General features: G+C 69.0%; 20 protein-coding genes. 12 read left to right on the top strand and 8 right to left on the bottom strand.

The window, feature by feature from the left end; all coding sequences use genetic code 11:
• Positions 1–70 precede the first annotated feature (70 nt).
• The 7 genes from tssH to tssB all read right to left on the bottom strand — a co-directional run bounded on the left by tssH (position 71) and on the right by tssB (position 8440).
• Positions 71–2620, bottom strand: coding sequence for a type VI secretion system ATPase TssH (gene tssH, locus LT948_RS25320; protein WP_003104929.1), 2550 nt, complete (start codon positions 2618–2620; stop codon positions 71–73).
• Position 2621: 1 nt separating this feature from the next.
• Positions 2622–3638 (bottom strand): type VI secretion system baseplate subunit TssG, encoded by a 1017-nt coding sequence (tssG, locus tag LT948_RS25315; RefSeq protein WP_003114517.1) that lies wholly within the window; start codon positions 3636–3638, stop codon positions 2622–2624.
• Positions 3602–5395: a type VI secretion system baseplate subunit TssF gene (gene tssF, locus LT948_RS25310; RefSeq protein WP_073657432.1), complete on the bottom strand. Its 1794-nt coding sequence runs from the start codon at positions 5393–5395 to the stop codon at positions 3602–3604. Before tssF ends, tssG begins: the two co-directional genes overlap by 37 nt.
• Positions 5379–5804 carry a type VI secretion system baseplate subunit TssE gene (gene tssE / locus LT948_RS25305; RefSeq protein WP_073657433.1) on the bottom strand — a complete coding sequence of 142 codons (426 nt, stop codon included), beginning with the start codon at positions 5802–5804 and terminating at the stop codon, positions 5379–5381. The genes tssF and tssE overlap by 17 nt, the downstream gene beginning before the upstream one ends.
• Before the next feature lie 12 nt (positions 5805–5816).
• Positions 5817–6314, bottom strand: coding sequence for an Hcp family type VI secretion system effector (locus tag LT948_RS25300; RefSeq protein ID WP_003089495.1), 498 nt, complete (start codon positions 6312–6314; stop codon positions 5817–5819).
• A 73-nt stretch (positions 6315–6387) separates the two neighbouring features.
• Positions 6388–7872 (bottom strand): type VI secretion system contractile sheath large subunit, encoded by a 1485-nt coding sequence (tssC, locus tag LT948_RS25295; RefSeq protein WP_019486281.1) that lies wholly within the window; start codon positions 7870–7872, stop codon positions 6388–6390.
• 22 nt (positions 7873–7894) lie between these two features.
• Positions 7895–8440, bottom strand: coding sequence for a type VI secretion system contractile sheath small subunit (gene tssB, locus LT948_RS25290; protein WP_003089493.1), 546 nt, complete (start codon positions 8438–8440; stop codon positions 7895–7897).
• A 207-nt stretch (positions 8441–8647) separates the two neighbouring features.
• Here tssB and LT948_RS25285 point away from each other — a divergent pair, with 207 nt between their 5' ends.
• The 12 genes from LT948_RS25285 to zapE all read left to right on the top strand — a co-directional run bounded on the left by LT948_RS25285 (position 8648) and on the right by zapE (position 23394).
• Positions 8648–9124 carry a hypothetical protein gene (locus LT948_RS25285; protein WP_003089492.1) on the top strand — a complete coding sequence of 159 codons (477 nt, stop codon included), beginning with the start codon at positions 8648–8650 and terminating at the stop codon, positions 9122–9124.
• 59 nt (positions 9125–9183) lie between these two features.
• Entirely contained in the window at positions 9184–10515 is a 1332-nt protein-coding gene (gene tssK / locus LT948_RS25280; RefSeq protein WP_023094023.1) for a type VI secretion system baseplate subunit TssK, read from the top strand.
• Between the two features lie 17 nt (positions 10516–10532).
• Positions 10533–11291 (top strand): DotU family type IV/VI secretion system protein, encoded by a 759-nt coding sequence (locus tag LT948_RS25275; RefSeq protein ID WP_031692931.1) that lies wholly within the window; start codon positions 10533–10535, stop codon positions 11289–11291.
• A complete protein-coding gene (locus tag LT948_RS25270) occupies positions 11288–15103 on the top strand; it encodes a type VI secretion protein IcmF/TssM N-terminal domain-containing protein (protein ID WP_073657434.1) in 3816 nt (1271 codons plus the stop codon). Before LT948_RS25275 ends, LT948_RS25270 begins: the two co-directional genes overlap by 4 nt.
• Positions 15100–16200, top strand: a complete 1101-nt coding sequence (tssA, locus tag LT948_RS25265; protein ID WP_031634405.1) for a type VI secretion system protein TssA — start codon at positions 15100–15102, stop codon at positions 16198–16200. The genes LT948_RS25270 and tssA overlap by 4 nt, the downstream gene beginning before the upstream one ends.
• Positions 16201–16309: 109 nt before the next feature.
• Complete coding sequence (locus LT948_RS25260) at positions 16310–17395, top strand: sigma-54 interaction domain-containing protein (RefSeq protein ID WP_012614153.1); 1086 nt, start codon at positions 16310–16312, stop codon at positions 17393–17395.
• 235 nt (positions 17396–17630) lie between these two features.
• Positions 17631–17897 carry a hypothetical protein gene (locus tag LT948_RS25255; RefSeq protein ID WP_003089476.1) on the top strand — a complete coding sequence of 89 codons (267 nt, stop codon included), beginning with the start codon at positions 17631–17633 and terminating at the stop codon, positions 17895–17897.
• Between the two features lie 159 nt (positions 17898–18056).
• Positions 18057–18617, top strand: a complete 561-nt coding sequence (gene msuE / locus LT948_RS25250) for an FMN reductase (protein WP_003089470.1) — start codon at positions 18057–18059, stop codon at positions 18615–18617.
• Positions 18618–18626: 9 nt separating this feature from the next.
• The gene (ssuD, locus tag LT948_RS25245; RefSeq protein ID WP_003104713.1) at positions 18627–19772 is read left to right on the top strand and encodes an FMNH2-dependent alkanesulfonate monooxygenase; all 1146 of its coding nucleotides are present in this window, start codon (positions 18627–18629) and stop codon (positions 19770–19772) included.
• 29 nt (positions 19773–19801) lie between these two features.
• On the top strand, positions 19802–20986 hold the full coding sequence (locus LT948_RS25240; RefSeq protein ID WP_003089464.1) for an acyl-CoA dehydrogenase family protein: 1185 nt from the start codon (positions 19802–19804) through the stop codon (positions 20984–20986).
• Positions 20983–22113, top strand: coding sequence for a sigma-54 interaction domain-containing protein (locus LT948_RS25235; protein ID WP_003131577.1), 1131 nt, complete (start codon positions 20983–20985; stop codon positions 22111–22113). The genes LT948_RS25240 and LT948_RS25235 overlap by 4 nt, the downstream gene beginning before the upstream one ends.
• 126 nt (positions 22114–22239) lie before the next feature.
• Entirely contained in the window at positions 22240–23394 is a 1155-nt protein-coding gene (gene zapE / locus LT948_RS25230) for a cell division protein ZapE (RefSeq protein WP_073657435.1), read from the top strand.
• 65 nt (positions 23395–23459) lie between these two features.
• On the opposite strand, the gene LT948_RS25225 is transcribed toward zapE, so the two are convergent.
• Positions 23460–24587 carry a glycerophosphodiester phosphodiesterase gene (locus LT948_RS25225; protein ID WP_003122702.1) on the bottom strand — a complete coding sequence of 376 codons (1128 nt, stop codon included), beginning with the start codon at positions 24585–24587 and terminating at the stop codon, positions 23460–23462.
• Positions 24588–24653 lie beyond the last annotated feature (66 nt).

The raw sequence follows: 24653 nt of genomic DNA, 5'->3' as shown, positions 1-24653 counted from the left end.
TTCGTCCGCTGTTCTCTAGCCGATACGTTCTCCATCGGAAACGGGCGGATGCCGCGATGCCTCGGGACGCTCATTCGAGTACCCACTCCGCCAACTTCCCCGTCACCTGCGCCATCAGCACGTTCTCGATATCCCGCGCGCCCGCCGCGCTGCACTTGGCGAGCACGGCCTTGACGATGGCCGGGTCGAAGTCGAACTGTTTGCCGGTAGCGGCCTTGTAGCGTTCCCGCAGTTTTTCCAGCTTGGCCACGACGATGCCTTCCAGGGTGGCTTCCTCCAGCGGCCGGTAAGGCACCACGGTCATGCGCGCGAGGAACGCCGGGCGGAAGGTTTGCAGCAAGACTTTGCGCAGGCGCTCGTCGAAGGCCGGGGTGGCGACCTGTTCGGCCGGGCTGTCCAGCAGCAGTTCGGCGCCGACGTTGCTGGTGGCGAGGATCACGGTGTTCCTGAAGTCCACCACCAGGCCGGTGCCGTCTTCCATCACGCCCTTGTCGAACACGTTGTAGAAGGCTTCCAGCACGTCCGGATGGGCTTTCTCGATCTCGTCCAGCAGCACCACCGAATAGGGCTTGCGGCGCACCGCTTCGGTGAGCACGCCGCCGCTGCCGTAGCCGACGTAGCCGGGCGGGGCGCCCTTGAGCTGGCTGACGGTGTGGGCCTCCTGGTACTCGGAGAGGTTGATGCTGATCAGGTTGCGTTCGCCGCCGTAGAGGGCGTCGGCCAGGGCGTAGGCGGTCTCGGTCTTGCCCACGCCGGTGGGGCCGGGCAGGAGGAATACGCCGACCGGCTTGGCCGGGTCGCTGAGTCCGGCGCGATAGGCCTGGATGCGCTGGGCGATGGCACCCAGGGCGGCCTCCTGGCCCATCACCCGCTGGCCCATTCGTTGCGCCAGGGAACGGATGGCGTGGGCTTCGTCGGCGAGCATCTTGCCCACCGGGATGCCGGTCCAGCCGGCGATCACCGCGGCCACGGTACGCGAGTCCACCTGCTCGGGAACCAGCGGGTCGTCCTGGCGGATGGCTTCGAGGCCGGCCGCCAGGCGCGCCAGTTCGGCGGCCAGGTGGTCGATGCGACCGTCCAGTTCCTCGTCGGGCTTGGCCGCGTCGGCGCTTTCGCTGAGGGCCAGCAATTCGCGGCGGGTGTCGAGCAGTTCGCGCACCGCTTCGCGTTCCTCGTCCCAGCGGGTCTCCAGCTCGCGGATGGTCCGGCGGTTATCGCCCGACTCGCTTTCCAGGGCGGTGATACGCGCGCTGTGGTCGAGGCCGGTGGCCTGTTCCCGGCGCAGCCGCTGCAATTCCTCTTCCAGCGCCTGCTCGCGGTGGCGCAGGCTTTCCAGCGGCGGCGGCACGTCGTGCTGGCCGAGGGCGACCCGCGCGCAGGCGGTGTCGAGCACGCTGATCGCCTTGTCCGGTAACTGGCGGCCGGAGATGTAGCGGTGCGACAGCTTCACCGCATCGACGATGGCCGCGTCCATGATCTGCACGCCGTGATGCAGTTCCAGCTTGCCGGCGACGCCGCGCAGCATCTCCACGGCGGTGGCCTCGTCCGGCTCCTCGACCTGGACCAGTTGGAAGCGCCGGGTCAGCGCCGGGTCCTTCTCGAAGTATTTCTTGTATTCCAGCCAGGTGGTGGCCGCCAGGGTGCGCAACTCGCCGCGCGCCAGGGCCGGCTTGAGCAGGTTGGCGGCGTCGCTGCCGCCTTCCGCGCCGCCGGCGCCGATCAGCGTGTGCGCCTCGTCGATGAACAGGATGATCGGCTGCGCGCTGTTGCGCACGGCGTCGATCACGCCCTTGAGGCGCTGCTCGAACTCGCCCTTCATGCTGGCGCCGGCCTGCAACAGGCCGAGGTCGAGCACCCGCAGGATTACCTCCTGCAACGACGGCGGCACCTCGCCGGCGGCGATGCGCAGGGCCAGGCCCTCGACCACCGCGGTCTTGCCGACGCCCGGCGCGCCGACCAGGATCGGGTTGTTCTGCCGCCGGCGCAGGAGGATGTCGACGCACTGGCGGATCTCCCCGTCGCGCCCGACTATGGGGTCGATGCGCCCGGCGCGGGCCTCGGCGGTGAGGTCCTGGGTGTACTGGTCGAGCAGCGGGTCCGGGGCGCTTTCCGGCTTGTCGCCGCCTGCCGCCGGGCGGTTCGGCGCGGGCGGCTGTTCGCGGGAGGCCTGGATCCACTCCAGCAGGTTGGCCTGCAAGGCCTCGTGGGGAATCCGCAGCAGCGACGACGCGCTGTTCAGCAGCAGGGCGCGGCGCTCCTCGCGGTCGAGCAGGGCGAGCAGCAGCAGGCCGGAACGGATCTGCGCCTGGCCGAGCACACTGGCGTGGACCACGGCGTCCTCGAGCAGGCCGATGGTGTGCGCGGACAGCGCCGGAGTGCGGGTATTGCCGGCCTTGAACAGCTCCAGCGACAGGTTGATCTCGGCGACCAGGGCGTCGCGCTCCAGGCCGAAGCGCGGCAGCAGGCAGGCGAAGTCGCCGCCGTCGATGTCCAGCAGCTCCAGCAGCAGGTGCTCGATCTCTACGTAATGATGGGTGCGTTGCAGGCAGCGTTGCGCGGCGCGCTCCAGGGCGCGGCGACAGTCCGGGTTGAGGCGGCCGATCAGGGCGGCGAGTTCCATTTCAGGCTACCTCCGGCTGCCGCAGGTCAAGATCGATGCGCTGCCGCTGGCCGTCTTCGACGCGCCGCAGGCCGGTGTTCCAGCTCAGCCTGGGCGGTGCACCGCGCTCCAGGCGCAGCGGCGCGCCGCCGCTCACCAGCAGGCTCAGGCGACAATCCAGGTCGGGGCCGAAGTACAGCGCGGCGAGGCTGGCCAACTGGCCATGGGCGTCGCCGTCGGGGAAGAAGCGGGCGGCTTCGCGGGCATCCAGCGGACCGAGACTGAGGGCGATGCCGGCGTGCTCGTCCCAGGTGCGCGTGCCGGCTATGGCGTCGCGACCCAGGCGCAGGTTGCGTCCGCCGCGTTGCAGCCGGCTGCGGCTGGCCGCGGGGATTTCCTTCCAGGCGCCCTGGTAGGCGTCCAGCCGTGCCTCCACGCCGAAGTGCTGGCGCACCAGGCCGGCGAAGCCGGCCAGGGAGCGACGCCCGCCGGCGAACAGCGCGGTGCGTGCCAGCACCGCGCTGTCCGGCAGCGCCAGGCGCTCTTGCAGGGCTTTCGGCAACAGGCCGCTGAGGGCGCGTAGCTGCGCCTGCACCGGGGTCGCCGCCGGCACCGCGAAACCGAGCGCCACGCGATGCTTGCGCAGTACCCGGTAGAGCAGGCTGAGCAGGCGGTGCTGGAACAGGTCGAGGAACTCGGCGGGGGCATGGTCCTTCTGCCGGGCACGCTGTTGCAGCCATTCCTGGTAGGCATAGGGCAACGGGCCGTCGGGGCCGCCGAGGCCGAACACCGGGGTGGACAGCACCGGTTGCTGCGGGTCGTCGAGCAGGCTTTCCACCTCGCTCGAGGCGAACAGCGGCAACAGCGGCCCGCGCAGGCGCAGGGCCTCCGCCCGCGGCGCGTTGCCGGTGCCCAGCGGCAACGCCTGGGGACGCTCGCGTTCGAGCAGCAGCAGCGCCTGCAACAGTTCGAAGCGCTGCGGCGTGCGGCGCAGCCGTTGGCTCAGAGGGAGAGCGGCGAGCCGGCCTGGGGTTGCCATGTCTTCACCTCCTTGTCGGCTTCCACCAGGACCGTGCGCACGAAGCGGTTGGCGGTGGCATACAGCGAGAAGAACTGCGCCAGCACGGCGGAGAACAGCACGCCGCTGGCGCCGACGAAGTGTTGCGGATCGAGTCGCAGGCGGATCTCCAGGCCATTGCGCCAGCCGCGCCAGGCATCCTCGCCGACATGCGCCACCACCCGCTGGCAGTCGAGTTGCCGCAGGCCTTCTATCTGCCGGAGGGCGCTGGCATCGTCGCGCAGGTTGTGCAGGGCGAGGATTTCCCGCAGGGCTTCGAGGGCGCGCGGACCTTCCACCAGCGAGAGGTGGTTGAGGGTCAGCTGCGAGACCAGTCTCCAGCGCGACTGGCCGTCCAGGCGCGGCTGGCTCTGCGCGCTGGGCGCGTTGCGCAGGCGTGCGGCGGCGACCGGCCCGGGCCGTTCGAAGCCCAGCGCGGTGCCGGCACCCAGGCGCTCGGCCAGATAGCGATTGGTGCATAGCAGCTCGGCGGTCAGGCTGAAGGCCGGGGCCTCGCGTAACGGGTCGAAGCCGGTATCCACCAGGCTCAGCAGCAGGTCGCTGCCCAGCCGGTTCGGGGTCAGCCCGGCGATGCGCCGGGCGTGCCAGTAGAGCGTGCCGAGGTGGCTGTCGTGGCGGCAGCCATAGTAGGCCGGGACTGGCTGCACGGTGCTCCCGGCAACCGAGCGCACGGCGCGGATGCTATGGATTTCCACGCTGTTCTCGCGGTGACTGTCGGCGACCAGGCGGTACTCGCTGCGGGTGCCGTCCGGGCGCAGCGGCTCCGAGGTCCGCGGAAAGAGGTTGATCGCCGGTGCGCAGCCGAGCTGGAAGTCTTCCGCCTGCAAATGCAGGCGTGCCGTCGGTGCGCGATCGAAGACCAGGTACAGGTAGAGCGTCTGTCCGTCGGCGAGCGCGCCGGACAGCGGCAGGTCGAAGAAGTGGAACTTGTCGGGGAAGGCGAAGTACTCGGCGAGCAGGCGCAGGCCCGGATGTCCGCCGTCTTTCTCCGGCAGCAGCGCCTCGTCGGCGGCGAAGCCGACGATCTCCGGCAGTCCACGGAGCGCCGCCGGCGGCGTGCCGGGCGCCCCCGCCATGACCTGCACGGCATGCGCGGCGAGCAGGTCGTAGAGGATCGCGCAGCCCATCGGCGAAGCCGCCAGGTGGATGCGCAGGCGCTCGATCGACAGTTCGTCCCAGCGGTACTCGCCCAGGCAGCGCAGGCTCAGGCGCAACGCCGAGCGGGCGGCGCCGACTCCGGTCAGGGCTTGCGCCTCCTCGCCGCCGAGCAGGGTCGCCTCGTCGATCGCCAGCGGCCACAAAGTCGCCTCGGCGCTGCTGCGGAAATGCACGCTGTCGCCGCCACGGGTGGTGACGAACAGCGCGGTGTCGCGCGGCAGCCGGTAGCCCTCGGCGAGGTTGCCCTGGGTCGGGTCCGGTTCGAACTGGACGATCGCGCAGGACGGCAGCGGGCGCAGCGCCAGGGGGTAGAGCTGTTCGAGGAGGGCGTCGCTGAACTCTGCGTAGTCGTCGTCGAGGCGCCGTTGCAGGCGCGCGGTGAGCAGCGAGAAGCCTTCCAGCAGACGCTCGACGTGCGGGTCGGGGCATTCGCCGGGGGCCAGTTGCAGGCGCCGGGCGACCTTCGGATAGCGCTCGGCGAAGGCGCCGCCGGCATGCCGCAGCCAGGTCAGCTCGCGCTGGTAGTAGTCGAGCAGGTCGGCATCAATCGAATCGCTCATGGCGCACCTCGAGGCCATCGTTGCCCTGTTCGATGACGAATAGCGCAGGCATCAGGCGCGACCCGCTGCGCAGGCGGCCACCGAGCTGGATACGCAGGCGCTGCGGATTGCCCGGGTCAGGTTCGACCTCGACCTTGGCCAGTTGCAGGCGCGGCTCGAAATGCTCGACCGCCGCCCGCACCTCGCGTGCCAGCTGGCGCCGGTCCTCGGCGCGCAGGCGTTGCACGGCGGTCCAGTCGGCGAGCCCGTAGGCGAGGATGCCGCTGCGCGCATGCGCCGGGCGCCGTGTGTTGAGCAGGCGCAGCAGCTCGCCGCGGACCGACTCGGCCAGCGCCCGGTCGTCGAACGCGGGACGTTCGTCGGCCTCGGCGCTGAGGCGCTCGAACAGCGGCGGCAGGGCTCCGGACATGTCGGCGCCCGGTCACTTGACCAACTGGTTGGCGGCCAGGTCCCAGGTCGAGGCGGCCGTGCCTTCCTTGGTGCCGTCGTCCTTCTGCGCGGTCAGCTCCCACTTGATCTTGGTGAAGTTCAGCGACAGGGTCTCCACCGGCTTGCCGCCGGCGCCGCCGCTGACGCTGACGTTGGAGAGCACCACGTTGTTCAGGGTGTAGACGATGAAGGGCATGATCTGCCCGTTGCCCTCGGCGGCGTTGCGGCCGATGGTGATGGTCGCCTCGGCGATCGGCTTGCCGGCGCAGCAGTATTCGTTGAGGGTCGGGGTCGAGGTGTCGATGAACTTGGTGAGGGTGAATTCGCCGACGTGGGGTTTGCCGGAGGTGCGCTCCGAGTTGCTGACGTCGTTGGTGACCTGCATCGCCACGTTGTGGCTGTAGGACATGATTTCGATCTTGTTTTCGTAGCCGACGAGCAGGCTGTCGCCTTTGATGTCGCTGCCGAAATCGAGAATGATCGCATCCATCGCATCTGACTCCTGGAGAGGGGCTGTCTGGAACGGGAAGGGCGCCCCGCCGGCGCTGCCGGCGGGGGCGGACTCACGCCGCTACCGGCGGCGGCAGGTTGGCGACCAGGCGGATCGACGCGCTGAGTTCCTCGAGCTGGAAGTGCGGCCGGAGGAACACCGTGGCGCGGTAGGCCCCCGGTTTGCCGGCCACCTCGCTGACATCCACCCGCGCCTCGCGCAGCGGGTACTGCGCCTTGATTTCCTGCGGTGCGTTGTCGTTGATCAGCACGTAGTCGGCGATCCAGTTGTTCAGGTAGGTCTGCACGTTGTCGCGGGTCATGAAGCTGCCGACCTTGTCGCGCATGATCACCTTCAGGTAGTGGGCGAAGCGCGATGCCGCCAGCACGTACGGCAGCATCGCCGACAGGCGCGCGTTGGCGTTGGCCTCGTTGGTGTTGTAGAGCCTGGCCTTGTTGGTGGTCTGGCCGCCGAAGAACACCGCCACGTCGCTGTTCTTCTTGTGGCACAGGGAAATGAAGCCGAGATCGTTGAGTTCCTTCTCGCGGCGGTCGGTGATCGCCACCTCGGTCGGGCACTTCAGCGACAGGTCGCCGGAGCTGGTGCGGAACGTGTGCGCCGGCAGGCCCTCGACCGCGCCGCCGCCTTCCGCGCCGCGGATCGCCGCGCACCAGCCGTACTTGGCGAAGGCCTCGGTGATGCGCTGCGCCAGGACCCAGGCGGCGTTGCCCCAGAGGTACTTGGAGTGGTCGGTGCCGTTGACGTCCTCGACATAGTTCATGCCTTCCACCGGTCGCGTCTCCGGGCCGTAGGGCAGGCGCAGGAGGAAGTTCGGCAGCACCAGGGACACGTAGCGCGAATCCTCGCTCTCGCGGAAGGCGCGCCACTTGATCAGCTCCAGGCTCTCGAAGATCTTGGTCAGGTCGCGCGGCACGGCCAGTTCGGTGAAGCTGTTCATGTCGAACAGGCGTGGGCTGGCGGCGGCGATGAACGGCGCGTGGGCAGCCGCGGCGACGTTCGACAGCTTCTCCAGCAGGCCGATGTCCTGCGGATGGCGGCCGAAGGTGAAGTCACCGATCAGCAGGCTGAAGGGGTGTCCGCCGAAGGTGCCGTATTCCTCTTCGTAGATCTTCTTGAACAGTGCGCTCTGGTCGAACTCGACCGCCTTCTCCAGATCGTTCTGCAGTTCGTTCTTGCCGACGTTCAGCAGGCGAAGCTTGAGCCGCGCGCTGGTCTCGGTGTTGCTCACCAGTTGGTGCAGGCCACGCCAGGAGGCTTCCAGCTTCTGCAACTCGGGGTGGTGGATGATCTGGTTGAGCTGGTCGCTGATCAGCGCATCGATCTGGCTGATGCGGTCGTTGATCATCGCCACGGTGTCCTTGTCGACGGCCATGCCCTCGTCGAGGACCTGGGTGGCGAATTCCGCGAGCATGTCGCGGGCGTAGTCCTGCTGGCTGTCGTCGTGGGCCATGCGGCCCTTGGCAATGATCTCGTCGAGCAGGGACAGGGTCTGGGTCGAACTCTCGCCGGATTGTCCGGCGGCGGATGACTTGGGCATGGCGGCTTCTCCGGGAAGAGGGTCAGGCTGGCTGGTCGGCCGGGGGTTCGCTGTCGCCGGCCGGGGCCGCTTCGGCTTCCGGGCGGGCCGCTTTGATTTCCTGCAGGCCTTCGGTGTTGGCCACCACGTCCTGCAGCAACTGGTCGAGGTCGTCGTTGCCGTCGAGCTTGGTCAGCAGGTCGCGCAGGCGCTGGCGCGCTTCGAACAGGCGACGCAACGGGACCACCTGCTTCACCAGGTTGACCGGGTCGAAGTCCTCGATGTGGTTGAAGCGCAGCTCGACGTTCAGCTTGCTGTCGTCGCCGCTGATGGTGTTGTCGACCTGCAGGGTGGCGCGGGGAGAGATGGAGGAGAGGATCTCGTTGAAGTTGTCGCGGTCGATGTCGACGAAACGCCGTTCGACCAGCTTCGCCGGCGGGGTATCCGGCTTGCCGGAGAGGTCGGCGAGGATACCGACCACCAGGGGCAGTTCCTTCTTCTCGATGGCGTTGCCGATCTCGACGTCGTAGGTGATCTGCACGCGCGGCGGGCGCACCCGGTCCAGCTTGTGCTGCGTACTCTCGGCCATGGCGGCTGACTCCGATGCAATGGTGGGGGCGCAATGCATCGGGGGATGCCCTGATCATCGCAGTCCCTTGCTGGATCACAGGCATGACAGGGAAAACGGCGCAGAACCTGTCCTTGGCGATCCCTCTGGTCCGTCACTGGCGACGAACTACAAAAGACGCTAGAACAGGTCTATGGATTTGCAAAATAAAATTTTCGTTGGACTCCCATGAAGCACGGATGTTTCACCATATGTCGGAAATTCTCCCTGGCGCTGGCGATCCTGGCGCTGGCCGGCTGCTCGTATTTCTTCGCGCCGCGGGTCGAGTTGCAGCGGCTGACCCTGGATGTCGCCGCGCGCGCCAACGACGACTCGCCGATCGCCGTGGACTTCGTCGCGGTGAAGGATGCGGAGCTGTTCAAGGAACTGGCCGGACTGCCGGCCAGCCAGTGGTTCGCCAATCGCGAGCAGTACCGCCGCGACTACCGGCAGCAGTTCGCGGTGTGGAGCCTGGAGCTGGTCCCGGGGCAGTTCATCGAGTCGGAGTCGTTCCCCTTGCGCGGCGACCGCGCAACTGGACTTTTGGTCTTCGCCGGCTATAACACACCCGGCGCGCACCGCTTGCGCCTCGACCAGCAGCAGCGCGTCTGGCTGCGTCTGGATACCCGGGAAATGCGACTGGTCAACGATCCCGCCGCGCCCTAGCGAAGGGGCAGGCGAGCGACCGTCGTGCACGACAACGTAGGACGTCGAAGGGGAGTCGTATGAGTGTTCTGCCTGACGCGGTGTGCTGGCACGAAGGGATGCAACTGCTTCCCCAGCATTTCCAGTTGCAGGGATTGCGTGCCGAGGCGCTGGCGGCGCGCACCGGACAGGCCTGCAACCCTTGGTTCTGGGGCGTGACCGCCCTGGAACTGGACCCCTCGGCGTTGTGCGCCGGCCAGGTGCGGGTCCTGCACCTCGAAGCGATCCTGCCCGACGGCCTGCCGGTGAGCGTGCAGGCTGGTGTCGACGCGCCGCTGGAGTTCGACCTGGAGACAGCGCTGGCGGCCGCCGAAGGGCCGCTGCTGAACGTCCACCTGGCGGTCAGTCCGCTGTGGCGGGCGGGTCAGTTGCTGCCGCTGAAGGGCCGTCTGCAATCGCGGGTCGGCGCGCCGCTGCCGGACCTGGCCAGCGGCGAGCACCCCGAGCCGATCACCGTCTGGCGAGCGTCGCTGCGGCTGGTCGGCGACGACGGCAAGGCCGACTCCGTGTGTCTGCCGTTGCTGCGCGTGGCGAAGGAGGGCGGCGCCTACGTCAGCCTGCCCTACGTCCCGCCGACGCCATTGGTGCTGCCGGAATCGCCCCTGGGCAGGCGCGTGCAGTCGCTCTGCGCGCGGGCCCGGGAGAAGGCGCTGTTCCTCGGCGGGCGCCTGCGCCTGGCGCAGCAGGCGGGTAACCAGGACGACGCGGTGGAAGTCCGTCGCCAGCTCGCCGCGCTCTGGACCCGCCTGCCGGAGGTGGAAGGCCTGCTGGCAAGCCGCGCGGCCTCGCCGCTGGCCCTGCACGGCAGCCTGCTGGGCCTGGCCGGGGCCTGGGCGGCGCTCGATCCGCTGGCCGGCGTGCCGGCCTTCGAAGCGCTCGACTTCCTCGACCTGCGGCGTGGCTACGAGCCGCTGCTGGACTGGCTGGAGCGGGCCATCGAGTCGATCCGCGCGGGCTACCGCTGCCTGCCGTTCGAGCAGGAGGAACAGGTGTTTTCCGTACGCCTGCCCGATCCGGCGCCGCGTCAGCGCCTGGTGGTCGGCCTGCGGATGCCCGCCGGCGCCGGCGAACAGGCGGCGGCTGACTGGCTGGAGCGCGCCATCGTCGCCTCCGATCCGCACCTGCCGTTGCTCGCCCGGCAGCGCATGAGCGGGCTGGCGCGGCAGCCGATGAATCGCCAGGAACAGGTGGCCTACAGCGTCGGCGACGACACCCGTTTGTTCGTCGTGCAGGGCGCCGGCGACTGGTTCGATGCCGGCCAGCCGCTGCGCATCGTCGCGCCGGTCAGCGGGGTCGCCAGCAGTCCCTGGCAGATCGTGCTGTTCGTCGCCGACGGCAGCGACAACACCTAGACAGGAAGGAGCCGCCAATGCCCGAAGGGAGTGCAGGGCTTTTTTCCCAGGCGTACCAGGAGCAGCCGCTCAGCACGGCATTCCGCCAGGCCTGGCAGGAATGGCTGGAGGCCTGGGGCGCCCTCGACCGCGACGCCCAGGATGTGCCGCGGATGGTCGAGCGCGCCCTCGAACTGTCCACCCGCATCACCCGGCGTCTGTGGCGCAGCGCCTTCGCCAGCGTCGGCGACGCGGCGGGCGTGCAGGTCAAGGCGATGGTCTATGCCTTCGTCGCCCTGGTCGACGAGACTCTGGTCTTCAGCGCCTGGCCGGGACAGGGCGCCTGGCAGGAAAAACCGCTGGAGTCGCATCTCTACGGCAGTCGCCAGGCGGGCGAATACCTGCCGCTGGCGATCAAGCGCCTGCTCGACGAACGCGCCCCGGCCAGTCGCGACCTGGCCAACGTTTACCTGCAATGTCTGATCCTCGGCTTCCGCGGTCGCCTGCGCGGGCCGCGCGGCGAGGCGCTGCACGAGAAGTGGCGGCAGGCGCTGTTCGCCTTCGCCTGGCAGCGCGAGGCGGACGCCGCCGACCTCGGCCGTCGCCTTGAGCAGCCTGCCGCCGCGCCGCCACGGCGCCTGCCGGTGCGCGCGGCGTTGCCGGACGGTTTCCGCCTGGGCCTGGCGGTGCTCGGCCTGGTGCTGCTGATGAGCGGCATCGGGCACCTGTTCTGGCGCGACATCCAGCATGAAATGGCGGCGGTGACCCACCTGGCCGATGCGGAGCAGGCGCCATGAGCGGCGCGACGCTGTTCATGCTGGTTCTCCTCCTGGTGCTGCTGGCGCTGCTGCTGGGGGCGCTGGGCTGGTGGTGGCGGACCCGGGGCGGTACGGAGATCCGCAGCTTCTACGCGGCGGTCCGGCAGATGGAGCGCGAGCAGGGCTGGCAGGGCCGCTACGAAGCGCCCTGGCTGCTGATGCTCGGCAACGAGACCGAGGGCGAGCAGTTGTGCGCCACCTGGCGCCTGCTGCCGGTGGCGCGTCCGGCCTGGTTCGGCCGCTGGTGGTCGGACGGCGAGGGGGCGATCCTGCTGGTGCCGGAGTCGGTGTTCCTGCCCGACGAGGGCCTGCGCCGGCAAAGCGGCGCCTGGCTGCGCCTGTTGCGTCTGTTCCTGCGCCTGCGCGGCAGGCGCGCGCTGGACGGGGTGGTCTGGAACATTCCGCTGGCGCGGTTGCAGGATGGCGAGCAGGCGGCCGCCCTCGGCCTCGCCGCCCGTCGTCGCTACGTGGAGCTGACCCAGCGCCTTGGCCTGAGCCTGCCGGTGTACGTGGTGATCACTGGCCTGGAAGACCTGCCGGGTTTCCAGGAACTTCTCGCGGCGCTGCCCGAGGAGGCGCGCGAGCGCGCCCTCGGCTGGTCCTCGCCGTTCGCCGCCGAGGCGGCCTGGCAGTCGCGCTGGTGCGAGCAGGCGCTGGAGGAAATCACCGTCACCCTGACCGAGTCGATCGTCGAACTCGGTACCTTGCGCGGCCAGGTGAACAACGACCTGTATTGCCTGCCGCCACGCCTGGAAAGCCTCCGCGGTTCGTTGCAGGCGCTGCTCGAACCGGTCTTCCAGGGCAACGCCAGGGGCGAGGCGCCGCGCTTTCGCGGTCTCTACCTGAGCGGCAGCGAGGCGGCGGGGGCGGCAAGCGACGAAGCCCTGCCGGCGGTCGACGCGCCGCGTCGGCGCAGCAGCTTCGCCAGCCAACTGTGGGCACGGCGGATCCTTGCCGAGGAAGGCCTGGCCCAGGCGGTGCCGCGCATCCTCCAGCTGCGCCAGCGCTGGCAGCGCGGTATCGGCCTCGCTGCGCTGTGCCTGTGCCTGCTCTGGGGCGGCCTGATGACCTGGGTCTGGCGCGACGCGCTGCGCGACGCCGGCGAACTGTCGCAACTGCTGCATGGCGCCAGCGAGCGCTACCAGCCGCTCGACGACGACACCCGGCGCGCCGCCCAGGTCCGGCAGAACGTCCAGGCCTGGTGGCAACTGGTGGCACAGGCGCCGCGCTGGCGCTTCACCTCGCTGGCATTCCCCAGTTCCTGGTTTTCCTCCCTGGACGCACGCATCGACAGCGCGTATCGCCGCGTTTCCGAGCGCCTGCTGGTACGCCCGCTGCGCAGCCTGCTGGAAGGCGAGGCGAGCGACCTGCGGGCGATCCGCAGCGACGGCCAACCCGGCCTGAAGGAGGGCGACGACCCCAGCCAGTGGAAGGACTACCTGGCGGCGAAGGACCTGGTCGCCCGCGCCACTACCCTGGAGCGCCACAATCGCCTGTTCGCCCAGGCCATCGACAACCGCAAGACGCCGCTCGACGATCTCCTGCAACTGAGCAACGACGCCCTGGGCAGCAGCTACAACGCCGGCAGCCTGGCGCGCCTGGCCTATTACAACCGCACGCTGTTCGCCGAGCGTCCGGCCGATCTCGCCGCCCTCGACCTGGGCCGGGTCGGCGCCACGGCGGCGGATAACTTCCATGACCTGATGGCACGCTGGCTGAACGCCTACTTCCTCACCGACAGCCTGGAACGCACCGGCAATGCCCTGACCCAGGAACTCGCGCAGCTCGGCCAGGAACGAGACGCCACGGCGGCCCAGTTGCTGGGGATCGGCGAATTGATCAACCACCTGCAGCAACAGGTCAACCGCATCAACCTGATCTGGGGCAATGGCGTCGGCCAGGATCTCGTCCCTGGCTACCAGAACCTGCTCAAGAGCGCCCAGCAAAGCAGCTTGCTGGGAAACCGCGTGGAGGAACTGCAGAACCTCACCGTGCAGTTGCAGCAGCAGTTTCGCAGCGAATGGATCGCGCCTCCGGAGGCTGCCGGCGACGGCCTGCTGGTGAAACAGGGGGCGACGCTCAAGCTGGCCGATGACCTGCTCGGTCTGAAACGCGCCATCGATGACCTGAAGACCAAGGACTTCGTCTCCGTGGCCCTGGCGGACAAGACACTGGCGGACCACTCCTTGCTGAGCATCGACGATATCGGCGTGACTCAGGCGTTGAGCTTCTTCAACGACTTCACCGGCTACTACGAGAGCACCCTGCCATCGCTCAACCCGCGCTATCGCTATTCGGTCCTGCACGCCGCCGCCAGCGCGGCGACCGAGGCCATGTGGCAAAGCCTCGGGCCGCGCAGTCGTAGCCTGGCCAGTCGCAATGCCTCGCGTTTCGACGTGCAGGTCAAGCAGGTCCAGGTGTTGCAGGCGGCGCTGCTGGAGTTGCAGGACCTGCAGGCCGGCGCGCGCCTGCTGCTCAGCCTCAACGCGCTGGCCGTGGCCGATATCGGCCAGGCCCTGCGCGACATCGACGAGCAGGCGGTGCTGCGCGAGCCGGTCGATTTCAGCCGCTGGTCGGGCGCGCCGAATTTCGGCCTGCAGATGTTCCGCGCCCAGGACAGTGCCGAGCTGAAGCAAAGCCTGAACAGCCAGTTCAATGCCATGGCGGCCGTCGCCGAACGCCACGCCCCGGCGCTGGAGTGGTTGCAGGCGCAGCAATCCAGCCTGGCCACCGCCGACTACAACGCGTTCGTGCGCTTCAGCGCGCTCAACGCCGAACTGCAGAAATTCAAGGCCGACAACCCGGCGAGCACCGCGGCGCAGTTGGCGAAGCTGGTGGGTAACGATTTCAACCAGATGGACATCGGCAGTTGCGCCGACATTCTCAACGGCGTGCTCCTGCCGTCCAGCCGCAGCGACCTGGCGACGCGCCTGGTGGACCTGCGCCAGGGCGCGCTCGGGCGCTGCCAGTCGTTGCAACAGCAGCAGGCGGCGCAGGCCTGGAAGGACCTCGCCGACTACTTCAACCAGTACCTCGCCGGACGCTTCCCGTTCGCCTACAGCCTGGAAGCGGCCGATGCCGAGCCGGGGCGGGTGCGGCACCTGCTGCAACTGATGGAGACGCGCTTGCCGCAGGTGCGCGAAGGGCTGGCCCAGGTTCGCTCGCCGGACCTGCCGGCCGCCGAGGACTTCGTCCGCCGCCTGGAGCAGGCGCAGCGCTGGCTCGGCCCGCTGTTCGAGCGCGACAAGTCGGGCCTGCTCGGCGTCGCCCTGGACATCGACTGGCGCAGCGACCGCAGCCTGGAACGCGGCGCCGACCAGGTGATCGCCTGGAGCCTATACTCGGGCGACCAGGAAAGCCGTTTCCCCGGCGCGCAGGACAAGGGCCTGACCTGGAATGTCGGCGATCCGCTGAAAATCATGCTGCGCTGGGCGAAGAACGGCTCGCAGCGTCCGGCAGACGACCCGCGCCAGGCCAGCCTGGCGGTGGCCGACCTCGAGGCCGGCTGGAGCTACCAGGGCTCCTGGGCGCTGTTGCGCATGATGCGCGCGCACTTCTCCCGGCAGCGCCCGCCGAACGTCGACTACACGGAGTTTCCGCTGGTCCTGCAACTGCCGGTGTATGCGCCTTACAGCCCGGAAAACGAGGCGCGGATGTTCCTCCGCCTGTCGTTGATGAGCCTTGGCGGCAAGACCCCGCTGTCCATCCAGCCGCTGCCGGTGCGCGCGCCGCAATCGCCGTTTGCGACGCTGTTGCCGGCCACCGTCGCCAGCACCGGAGGTACCCCATGACCCTGCCTCTTTCCGGCAACGCCCTGTCCCTGGAAGTGCTGCTCGAACCGATCGACCCCGGACAGCCGTGCGGCCCCAGCCTGCGCTACGACCCGGACTACGACCGCCTGCGCGAGTTGCGCCGGGAGGACGACAGCAGCCTGCCGACCGGCGTCTGGCAAGCGGAGGCCAAGCGCGCCGACTGGGCCGCGGTGGAGCAGTTGGCCAGCGAACTGTTGCAGCGGCGCAGCAAGGACCTGATGCTCGCCGCCTGGCTCGGCGAGGCCTGGCTGCAACGCGGCGGGCTGGGCGGATTGCAGCGCGCGCTGGTGCTGCTGGCGGAACTCTGCGAGCGCTACCCCGAGGAGGTGCATCCGCAAGCCCAGGACGGCGACCAGTCGTGGCGGGTGCCGCCCATCGACTGGCTGTTGCGCCGCTATGCCGAGCTGCTGCACACGCGCCTGCCGCTGATGGGGCAGGGCGCGTTCGCCGAGATCACCCTCTATGCCTGGCAGAGGTTGCAGCGCCAGCAGGTCGCCAGCGGCGACAGCAAGAGCGCCAAGGCGGCGCTGGAAGCGGCGCAACTTCAGCAGAAGAAGCTAGACGAAGCGTTGCGCGCGGAGCCCCTGGTGCAATGGCAGCGCAAGCAGGCCAGCCTGCTCGCCTGCCAGCAGCAACTACTGCGCCTGGAACAGTGGTGCGACCGCTGCCTGGGCGAACTCGCCCCCAGTTGCCAGCCATTGCGCGAGGTCATCGCGCAATGGCTGGCCTTGCTCAAGGAGTTCATCGCCATGCACCCGCAAGCGCCGCTGTCCGAAGAACAGCCCCCGGTCGCGGAGGCGGATGCCAGCGAAGGCGACACGGACGGCGAGGAAAGCGTCCCGGCGAGCGCGCCGAGCGGGCCGGCTGGCGCGCCGACCAGTCGCGAGGACGCCTACCGGCAATTGCTGCTGATCGCTGACTACCTGGCGCGCACCGAGCCGCACAGCCCGGTTCCCTACCTGATCAAGCGCGCGGTGGAGTGGGGCAACAAGCCGCTGAGCGAGTTGCTGGCGGAGCTGATCAATGCGGACTCGGAGGCGCGCCGAGTCTGGTCGCTGCTTGGCGTACTGCCCTAATGAGCGGGGTTATATTTTTTATTCGAATATATAAATACGAATTCAGAATTTTTTAATCTATGGGTTCCTGGGGCAAGATGGGCGCACATTCCCCGGCTCGGAACCCAGCATGTCCGTCATCACCCATCCCCACGCCCGCGAGCTGACCAAATCGGTGCGCGCCACCGTGCTGGTGTTCAACGACCCCCGTTCCCGCGAGCTGCTGGAGCGCATCGAGCGCCTGGCGCCCAGCGAGGCCAACGCGCTGGTCATCGGCGAGACCGGCACCGGCAAGGAGCTGGTGGCGCGCCATATCCACGCCCTCAGCGGACGCAACGGCGGCCCGTTCGTCGCGGTCAACTGCGGTGCTTTCGCCGAGAGCCTGGTGGAGAGCGAGCTGTTCGGTCACGAGAAGGGCGCCTTTACCGGTGCGTTGCAGAGCAAGGCCGGCTGGTTCGAGGCAGCCAACGGCGGCACCCTGTTCCTCGACGAGATCGGCGACCTGCCGCCGAGCATCCAGGTCAAGCTGCTGCGCGTGCTGCAGGAACGCGAGGTGGTGCGGCTCGGTTCGCGCCGGCCGATCCCCATCGACGTGCGGCTGGTGGCGGCGACCAACGTCGACCTGGCTGACGCGGTGGTCGCCGGACACTTCCGCGAGGACCTGTTCTACCGCCTGCACGTGGCGACCATCCAACTGCCGCCGTTGCGCGAGCGCCGCGGCGATATCCTGCCGCTGGCCGAGTACTTCATCGTCGAGCACTGCCGGCGCCTCGGCTACACCAGCGCGAGCCTGAGTCCGGAAGCCGAGCGCAAGCTGCTCGGGCATTCCTGGGCGGGCAATATCCGCGAGCTGGAGAACGCCATCCACCACGCGCTGCTGGTCTGCCGCAACCGTCTGATCCAGCCGGCCGACCTGCACCTCATCGACATGCGTGCGCGCCAGGAGCCGAGCGGCTTGCGCCGCGCTCCCGAGAGCGCCGCCGGCTCGGCGCTGGAAGCGGCGCTGCAGGCACTGTTCGAGGAAAACCGCGAGGATCTCTACGAGCACATCGAGGAAACCGTGTTCCGTGCCGCCTATCGCTTCTGCCACGGCAACCAGTTGCAGACCGGACGCCTGCTGGGGATCAGCCGCAACATCGTGCGCGCCCGCCTGGAGAAGATCGGCGAGCTGGAAACCTCGCCACGACACAACGTGGTCTCGCTGGTGGGCAAGTGAGCGTGGTGCTTTACAGTCTTTCACAATTCCCCCACAAAACCGGCAAGAACCCGGACGGCGGCTGTTCTACAACGGAGCGGTGAATCTCGTTGGCCGGACCAGGGACGTCGCCATGCCTCGCTCCGCTCGCCTGTGTCGCTCGCTCCCGGTAGCCGCTTTCCCGGCCGCGCCGAGTCCGCCCGGTCCTCCAGTCACAGCAACCTTGGTTTCCCGACCCGGCGAAGAGGATCGCTGCATGCCGTACTGTTCGCCGGAACAACTCGCCGACCTCGGCCCGCTGCTGGATTGCCTGCGCCGCTGGCCGCGCATCCGCGAGCCGCGGCCGGGGGTGTTCTACCTGGGCGACCAGCCGTTCTGCCAGTTCCATTCGCGCAATGGCCAGCGCTGGGCCGACGTCAAGCGCCGCAAGGGGCGCCTGCCGCCGTTCGTCCTGCCGCCGGGCGACCAGTATTCGGCGCGGGCATTCCAGATATTCCTGCTCCAGGCCTACAAGCTGAACTGAACTGTTGCCCGGGCAACAGTCGGACAGCAGCGCTGTTGCGTGGCTGACAGGCCGAGGCCGGAAACCCGCCGCAACTGCCCGGAAAACGCACATTTCCCCGTTGGTACGGCCCTTGCTCCAGGGCACTGCACCTAGCGCAACAGTCCACAGGGAAATCCCATGACCAGCCCCTTCAAAGTCGTCGCCGTCTCCGGCGGCACCTATCGCCCGTCCCGCACCCTGGTACTCACCCAGGCCCTGATCGCCGAGCTTGGCCAGTCGCTGCCGATCGACAGCCGGGTCATCGAGCTGACCGACATCGCCGCGCCGCTGGGCGCTACCCTGGCGCGCAACCAGGCGCCGGCGGAACTGCAGGCGGTGCTCGACGAGATCGAAAGCGCCGACCTGCTGCTGGTCGCCTCGCCGGTCTACCGTGGCTCCTATCCGGGCCTGCTCAAGCACCTGTTCGACCTGATCGACCTCAACGCCTTGATCGACACCCCGGTGCTGCTCGCCGCCACTGGCGGCACCGAGCGCCACGCGCTGGTCCTCGACCACCAGTTGCGCCCGCTGTTCAGCTTCTTCCAGGCGATCACCCTGCCCATCGGGGTCTATGCCAGCGAGGCCGACTTCGACAACTACCGGATCGTCAGCGAGCCGCTGAAGGCGCGCATCCGCCTCGCCGCCGAGCGCGCCGCGCCGCTGTTCGGCGGACGCTCCGAACTGTTGAAGATCGCCTGAGGTGCGCCGATGAACGTGTTCTGGTTCCTCCCGACCCACGGCGATGGCCACTTCCTCGGCACCAGCCAGGGCGCGCGGCCGGTCTCGCTGCCTTACCTGAAGCAGGTGGCACAGGCGGCCGACAGCCTTGGCTATCACGGCGTGCTGATCCCCACCGGACGCTCCTGCGAGGACTCCTGGGTGGTGGCCTCGGCGCTGGCGCCGCTGACCGAGCGCCTGCGCTTCCTGGTGGCGATCCGTCCGGGAATCGTTTCGCCGACCGTCTCGGCGCGGATGGCGGCGACCCTCGACCGCCTGTCCGGCGGGCGCCTGCTGATCAACGTGGTCACCGGCGGCGATCCCGACGAGAACCGCGGCGACGGCATCCACCTCGGCCACGCCGAGCGCTACGAGGTCACCGACGAGTTCCTTCGGGTCTGGCGGCGCGTCCTGCAGGGCGAGGCGGTGGACTTCCACGGCAAGCACATCCACGTGGAGAACGCCAAGGCGCTCTATCCGCCGCTGCAACGGCCGTATCCGCCGCTGTACTTCGGCGGTTCCTCGGAGGCCGCCCACGAACTGGCCGGCGAACAGGTGGACGTCTACCTGACCTGGGGCGAGCCGTTGCCGGCGGTGGCGGCGAAGATCGCCGACGTGCGCCAGCGAGCGGCTCGCCATGGGCGTACGGTGAAGTTCGGCATCCGCCTGCATGTGATCGTCCGCGAAACCGCCGAAGAAGCCTGGCGCGCCGCGGACAGGCTGATCGAACACATCTCCGACGAGACCATCGCCGCCGCGCAGCAGTCCTTCGCCCGTTTCGACTCCGAAGGCCAGCGACGCATGGCCGCGCTGCACGGCGGCCGCCGCGATCGCCTGGAGATCCAGCCGAACCTCTGGGCCGGGGTCGGCCTGGTGCGCGGCGGCGCCGGCACCGCGCTGGTCGGCGATCCGCGGCAGGTGGCGGAGCGGATCGGGGAGTACGCCGAGCTTGGCATCGACAGCTTCATCTTCTCCGGCTATCCGCACCTGGAAGAGGCCTACCGCTTCGCCGAACTGGTCTTCCCGCTGCTGCCCGAACCCTACGCCAGCCTGGCCGGCCGTGGGCTGACCAACCTGACCGGGCCGTTCGGCGAAATGATTGCCAACGACGTGCTGCCGGCTCGCGCCGGCGCTTGAGCGGCCGTGCCCCCGAGGAGAAACGCCCTGTGAATGCGAAGACCCGCCCCGAGGCGCAAACGCCGTTGCAGATTGCCCGGCGCCTGGCCGCCGATTTCGCCGAGAACGCCGCCGAGCGCGACGTCGCCGGCGGCACCCCGAAGGCCGAGCGCGACGCGTTGCGCCGCAGCGGCCTGTTGTCGCTGATCATTCCGCGCGAATACGGCGGCCTGGGGGCGAGCTGGAGCGAAACCCTGCAAACCGTGCGCGAACTGGCCCGGGTCGACAGCTCGATCGCCCACGTCTACGGCTTCCAGCACCTGATGCTGGCCACCGTGCGCCTGTTCTCGCGGCCCGAGCAATGGCAGCCGTGGTTCGAGCTGACCGCGCGCAACCGCTGGTTCTGGGGCAACGCGCTGAACCCGCTGGACAACCGTACCGTGGCCCGGCGCTTCGACGGCTGGCGCGAGTTCTCCGGGAAGAAGAGCTTCTGCTCCGGCGCCCGCGATTCGGAGATGCTCATCGCCTCGGCGCTGGACGGCGAGGGCGGGCCGCTGCTGATCGCCGCCATCCCCACCGCGCGCAGCGGTATCAGCCTGGGCCAGGATTGGGACAACATGGGCCAGCGGCAGACCGACAGCGGCAGCGCGATCTTCGAGCGAGTGCGGGTGGAGGAGAGCGAGTTGCTGCTCGATCCCGGGCCGCTGAGCACGCCGTTCGCCTGCCTGCGGCCGCTGATCGCCCAGTTGATCTTCACCGAGGTGTTCCTCGGCATCGCCGAAGGCGCCTTCGAGGAGGCTCGCCAGTACACCCTGCGCGAAGCGCGACCGTGGTTCCGCTCCGAGGTCGCCGAGGCCAATGCCGACCCCTATGTGCTGGCGCGCTACGGCGAATTCTGGGTCGGCCTGGAAAGCACCCGGGCGCTGGTCGAGCGCGCCGCGCAACGCCTTGACGCCGCCTGGTCCAAGGGCCCGGCGCTGGACGCCAGCGAGCGCGGCCAGTTGGCCCTGGCCATCGCCGCCGCCAAGGTCGCCGCGACGCGCAACGGCCTCGACCTGTGCAACCGCATGTTCGAAGTCACCGGCGCCCGCTCCACTCACGCCGCCCTGCGCCTGGACCGCTACTGGCGCAACCTGCGCACCCAGACCCTGCACGACCCGCTGGACTACAAGATCCGCGAGCTGGGCGACTGGGCGCTGAACCAGTCACCGCCGCAACCGACCTTCTACTCATGAACGCTTCTACCCATACTCCCGACCGGCTGCTGACGCTGCCACGTTCGCCGAACCTGGCGACCTCGATCCGCGCCACCGCCCAGGTCTTCGAGGACCCGAAGTCCCAGGCCCTGCTCGAACACCTGCGCCAGGTGGCGCCGAGCGAGGCCAGCGTGCTGGTGATCGGCGAGACCGGCACCGGCAAGGAACTGGTGGCGCGGCATATCCACAACCTCAGCGCGCGGCGCAACGGCCCGTTCGTGGCGGTCAACTGCGGGGCTTTCTCCGAGTCGCTGGTGGAAGCCGAGCTGTTCGGCCACGAGAAGGGCGCCTTCACTGGCGCCCTGGCGGCCAAGGCCGGCTGGTTCGAGGAAGCCAACGGCGGCACCCTGTTCCTCGACGAGATCGGCGACCTGCCGATGCCGATCCAGGTCAAGCTGCTGCGTGTGTTGCAGGAGCGCGAGGTGGTGCGCCTGGGGTCGCGCAAGAGCATCCCCATCGACGTGCGCGTGCTGGCGGCGACCAACGTGCAACTGGAGCGGGCGATCAACGCCGGGCACTTCCGCGAGGACCTGTACTACCGGCTCAATGTCGTCAGCCTGGAGCTGTCGCCGTTGCGCGAGCGACCCGGCGACATCCTGCCGCTGACCCGCCACTTCATCGCCGAGTACAGCCGTCGCCTGGGCTACGGCCAGAGCCAGTTGAGCCCGGAGGCGGCGCAGAAGTTGCGCGCCTATTCCTGGCCGGGGAACATCCGCGAGCTGGAGAACGTCATCCACCATACCTTGCTGATCTGCCGCGACGGGCTGATCCGCGCGGATGACCTGCACCTGTCCAACCTGCGCCTGGAGCGTGGCGAGGAGCTGGCGCGCGGGGGCCCGGCGAGCGGCGCCGCCGAGCACTTGTTGCAGCAGGCTTTCCAGCGGCTGTTCGAAGAGCAGGGCGAGAACCTCCATGGGCGGGTCGAGGATGCCCTGCTGCGCGCGGCGTACCGTTTCTGCCACGGCAACCAGGTGCATACCGCCAACCTGCTGGGACTCAGCCGCAACGTCACGCGCACGCGGCTGATCGCCATCGGCGAGCTGGTGGTGAACAAGCGCGGTGGCCAGCGGATCGATGGTGAGCGCGCGGTGCGGTTGTCGATCTGAGTTCAGGCGCTCGGGATCGCGGCGGATAAGCGCAAGCGGTTATTCGCCCAAACCCAGTCGGGCGCAGTAGACTCGGCGCTTTGCGGAGCGTCTGGCTCCGCGTTCTGCGCCAGGTGGAACTGCCCGATGCCCGATACCTCTCCCGATCTGCCGGCCACGTCGCCGCTCGCCGCCTATCGCCAGGCCGTGGAACAGCGCGGTTTCGCTCCCGACGAGGCGCAGCGGCGCGCCGCCGAGGCGCTGGAGCGTTGTTTCCAGGCCCTGCATGAGCCGCACCGCCACGGCGCGATCCAGGGCGTCTACCTGTGGGGGCCGGTAGGGCGCGGCAAGACCTGGCTGATGGACCACTTCTACCAGTGCCTGCGCGTGCCCGCGCGGCGCCAGCACTTCCACCACTTCATGCAGTGGGTGCACCAGCGCCAGTTCGAACTGACCGGCACCGCCGACCCGCTGCGCGCCCTGGCCCGCGAGTTGGCGCGGGACGTGCGGGTGCTGTGCTTCGACGAGCTGTTCGTCAGCGATATCGGCGATGCCATCCTGCTCGGCAGCCTGCTGCGCATCATGTTCGAGGAGGGCGTGGTGCTGGTGGCCACTTCCAACCAGCCACCGGAGCAGTTGTACGCCGACGGTTTCAACCGCGAACGCTTCCTCCCGGCGATCGAGGCGATCCAGCGGCACATGGCGGTGGTCGCGGTGGATGGCGGCCAGGACCACCGCCTGCATCCCGGCCGGGCCGAGCAACGCTACTGGGTGGTGGAGGCGGGGCAGGCGAGCGGTTTCGCCGAACTCTTCGCGCGCCTGAGTGCCGGCGAAGCGGCATCCACGCAGCCCATCGAACTGGGGCACCGCCCGCTGGCGGTGCACCGGCACAGCGAATCGGTGCTCTGGTGCAGCTATGCGCAGCTCTGCGAGGCGCCGCTGTCGGCGCTGGACTTCATCGGCCTTTGCGACCGCTACCGGGCGATCCTGATGGACGACCTGCCGTGCCTGAGCGCCAGCCAGCGCGAAGACCGCATAGCCCGTGGCACCGAGGACGGCGCGCAACTGGTGGAGGCGGGGGATCGCGAATTGCCGCAGTTGTCGGTGCACGACGACGGCGTGCGGCGCTTCATCGCCCTGGTGGACGAATGCTACGACCGCAAGGTGCCGCTCTACCTGGAGGCCAGGGTGCCGTTGGAGGCACTTTATACCGAGGGCTACCTGGCCTTCGCCTTCCGTCGCACCCTCAGCCGGCTGCGCGAGATGCAGCTGGCACGCTTCGGCAGCGACAGCGCCGGCTAGCGCCGCGCCGCCGAAGCGGGAACTGCGGATGGCCGCCCGCGCTCATCCGCCGGCCAGGCCGAGGCTCAGTAGCCGTGCCGGCGCAGCAGCGCGTCCATGTCTTGCGCCGCCGGGCGGCCCTGGAACTTCAGCAGTTCCGAGGTGCGGTTGGTGAAGAAACCGTCGACGCCGGCCGCGCCTAGGGCCTTGAAGTCTTCCGCCGAGTCCACCGAGTAGGCATGGATGAACAACCCGCGCGCGTGGGTCATGCGGTTCATCCAGGGTTTCACCAGGTCGGCGTAGCTCTGTTCGCCGCGTTCGCTGAGGGTCGCCGAGGGCCCGGTGCCCAGCGCGCCGTGGGCCTTGGCCCAGTCCAGCCAGGCGCCGAACTCGGCTTCGGACTTCACTTCCTGCCTGGCATAGAAGGCCGCCTTGTCGGTTTCCCCGGATTCCTTGAAGGTCACTGGCGAACGGGCTTCCAGGTAACCGTCGCCGAGCCACAGCAGGAGAATCTTCGGCACTTGCGGCATGCTTTCTTGCAGCAGTTCCAGGCTGCTCTTCTCGAAGGTCTGCAGGATCACCCGGCCATTGCCGTGGGCCACGTCGACATGCCCGGCGGCGGCGCGCTCGCGGGGTTGCAGCCAGCCGCGGCGTTCCAGCAGCTTGCGCAGGTCGTCTTCGATGCCGGGGAATTGCGCCGGTACCTTGGTCTCCAGGTACAGGCCCGGCTTGTTGGCGCCGCCCTCGGCGATGTCGAGCATCTCGTCGAGGGTGAGGATGCGCAGGCCGACGAAGCCGGGCCGGGCGCGCTCGGGGAAGGCGCGATTGAACCAGGAGCCGGCGTCCAGGCGCTTGAGTTCGGCGAGAGTGAAGCTGCTCACCGGGTCCTTGGCGCGCTCCGGGAAGACCTCGGCGACGTCGGTGGTGCGCTCCAGGGTGTCGTCGTGGAGGGCGACCAGCACGCCGTCGCGGCTGCGCTGCACGTCGGCTTCCAGGTAGTCGGCGCCGAGGTCGCGGGCCAGCAGGTAGGCCGCGGCAGTTTCCTCGGGGGCGTCGTACGAGGCGCCGCGGTGGGCGATGACCGCCGGCCAGGGCACGCCGGCGGCGGCGCTGAGGGCCTTGCCGGACGGCTCCGCGGCCTGGGCGGCGAGCCCCGCCGTTAGGCCGAGGAGGCCCAGGGTCTTGAATGTTCCTTGCCAGAATCTTTGCCGCATGAGGCGCCTTTCCTTCTTTCTTTTTCACGGGATTGCCGACCAGTCTGGCGTCGCCGGATGACCGCA

It is taken from the genome of Pseudomonas sp. CP-1 (assembly GCF_021213715.1).
GTDB lineage: Bacteria > Pseudomonadota > Gammaproteobacteria > Pseudomonadales > Pseudomonadaceae > Pseudomonas > Pseudomonas aeruginosa.
The sequence above is the reverse complement of the archived record's forward strand: the minus strand, read 5'-3'. Positions and strand labels throughout refer to the sequence as shown.

Coding starts and splice junctions, on each gene's coding strand:
- tssC (WP_019486281.1), bottom strand. CDS start 7,872: ATGCCCAAGTCATCCGCCGCCGGACAATCCGGCGAGAGTTCGACCCAG.
- LT948_RS25225 (WP_003122702.1), bottom strand. CDS start 24,587: ATGCGGCAAAGATTCTGGCAAGGAACATTCAAGACCCTGGGCCTCCTC.
- LT948_RS25235 (WP_003131577.1), top strand. CDS start 20,983: ATGAACGCTTCTACCCATACTCCCGACCGGCTGCTGACGCTGCCACGT.
- LT948_RS25275 (WP_031692931.1), top strand. CDS start 10,533: ATGCCCGAAGGGAGTGCAGGGCTTTTTTCCCAGGCGTACCAGGAGCAG.
- LT948_RS25300 (WP_003089495.1), bottom strand. CDS start 6,314: ATGGATGCGATCATTCTCGATTTCGGCAGCGACATCAAAGGCGACAGC.
- LT948_RS25285 (WP_003089492.1), top strand. CDS start 8,648: ATGAAGCACGGATGTTTCACCATATGTCGGAAATTCTCCCTGGCGCTG.
- tssH (WP_003104929.1), bottom strand. CDS start 2,620: ATGGAACTCGCCGCCCTGATCGGCCGCCTCAACCCGGACTGTCGCCGC.
- ssuD (WP_003104713.1), top strand. CDS start 18,627: ATGAACGTGTTCTGGTTCCTCCCGACCCACGGCGATGGCCACTTCCTC.
- LT948_RS25270 (WP_073657434.1), top strand. CDS start 11,288: ATGAGCGGCGCGACGCTGTTCATGCTGGTTCTCCTCCTGGTGCTGCTG.
- tssF (WP_073657432.1), bottom strand. CDS start 5,395: ATGAGCGATTCGATTGATGCCGACCTGCTCGACTACTACCAGCGCGAG.
- tssB (WP_003089493.1), bottom strand. CDS start 8,440: ATGGCCGAGAGTACGCAGCACAAGCTGGACCGGGTGCGCCCGCCGCGC.
- zapE (WP_073657435.1), top strand. CDS start 22,240: ATGCCCGATACCTCTCCCGATCTGCCGGCCACGTCGCCGCTCGCCGCC.
- tssK (WP_023094023.1), top strand. CDS start 9,184: ATGAGTGTTCTGCCTGACGCGGTGTGCTGGCACGAAGGGATGCAACTG.
- LT948_RS25255 (WP_003089476.1), top strand. CDS start 17,631: ATGCCGTACTGTTCGCCGGAACAACTCGCCGACCTCGGCCCGCTGCTG.
- LT948_RS25260 (WP_012614153.1), top strand. CDS start 16,310: ATGTCCGTCATCACCCATCCCCACGCCCGCGAGCTGACCAAATCGGTG.
- msuE (WP_003089470.1), top strand. CDS start 18,057: ATGACCAGCCCCTTCAAAGTCGTCGCCGTCTCCGGCGGCACCTATCGC.
- tssA (WP_031634405.1), top strand. CDS start 15,100: ATGACCCTGCCTCTTTCCGGCAACGCCCTGTCCCTGGAAGTGCTGCTC.
- tssG (WP_003114517.1), bottom strand. CDS start 3,638: ATGGCAACCCCAGGCCGGCTCGCCGCTCTCCCTCTGAGCCAACGGCTG.
- tssE (WP_073657433.1), bottom strand. CDS start 5,804: ATGTCCGGAGCCCTGCCGCCGCTGTTCGAGCGCCTCAGCGCCGAGGCC.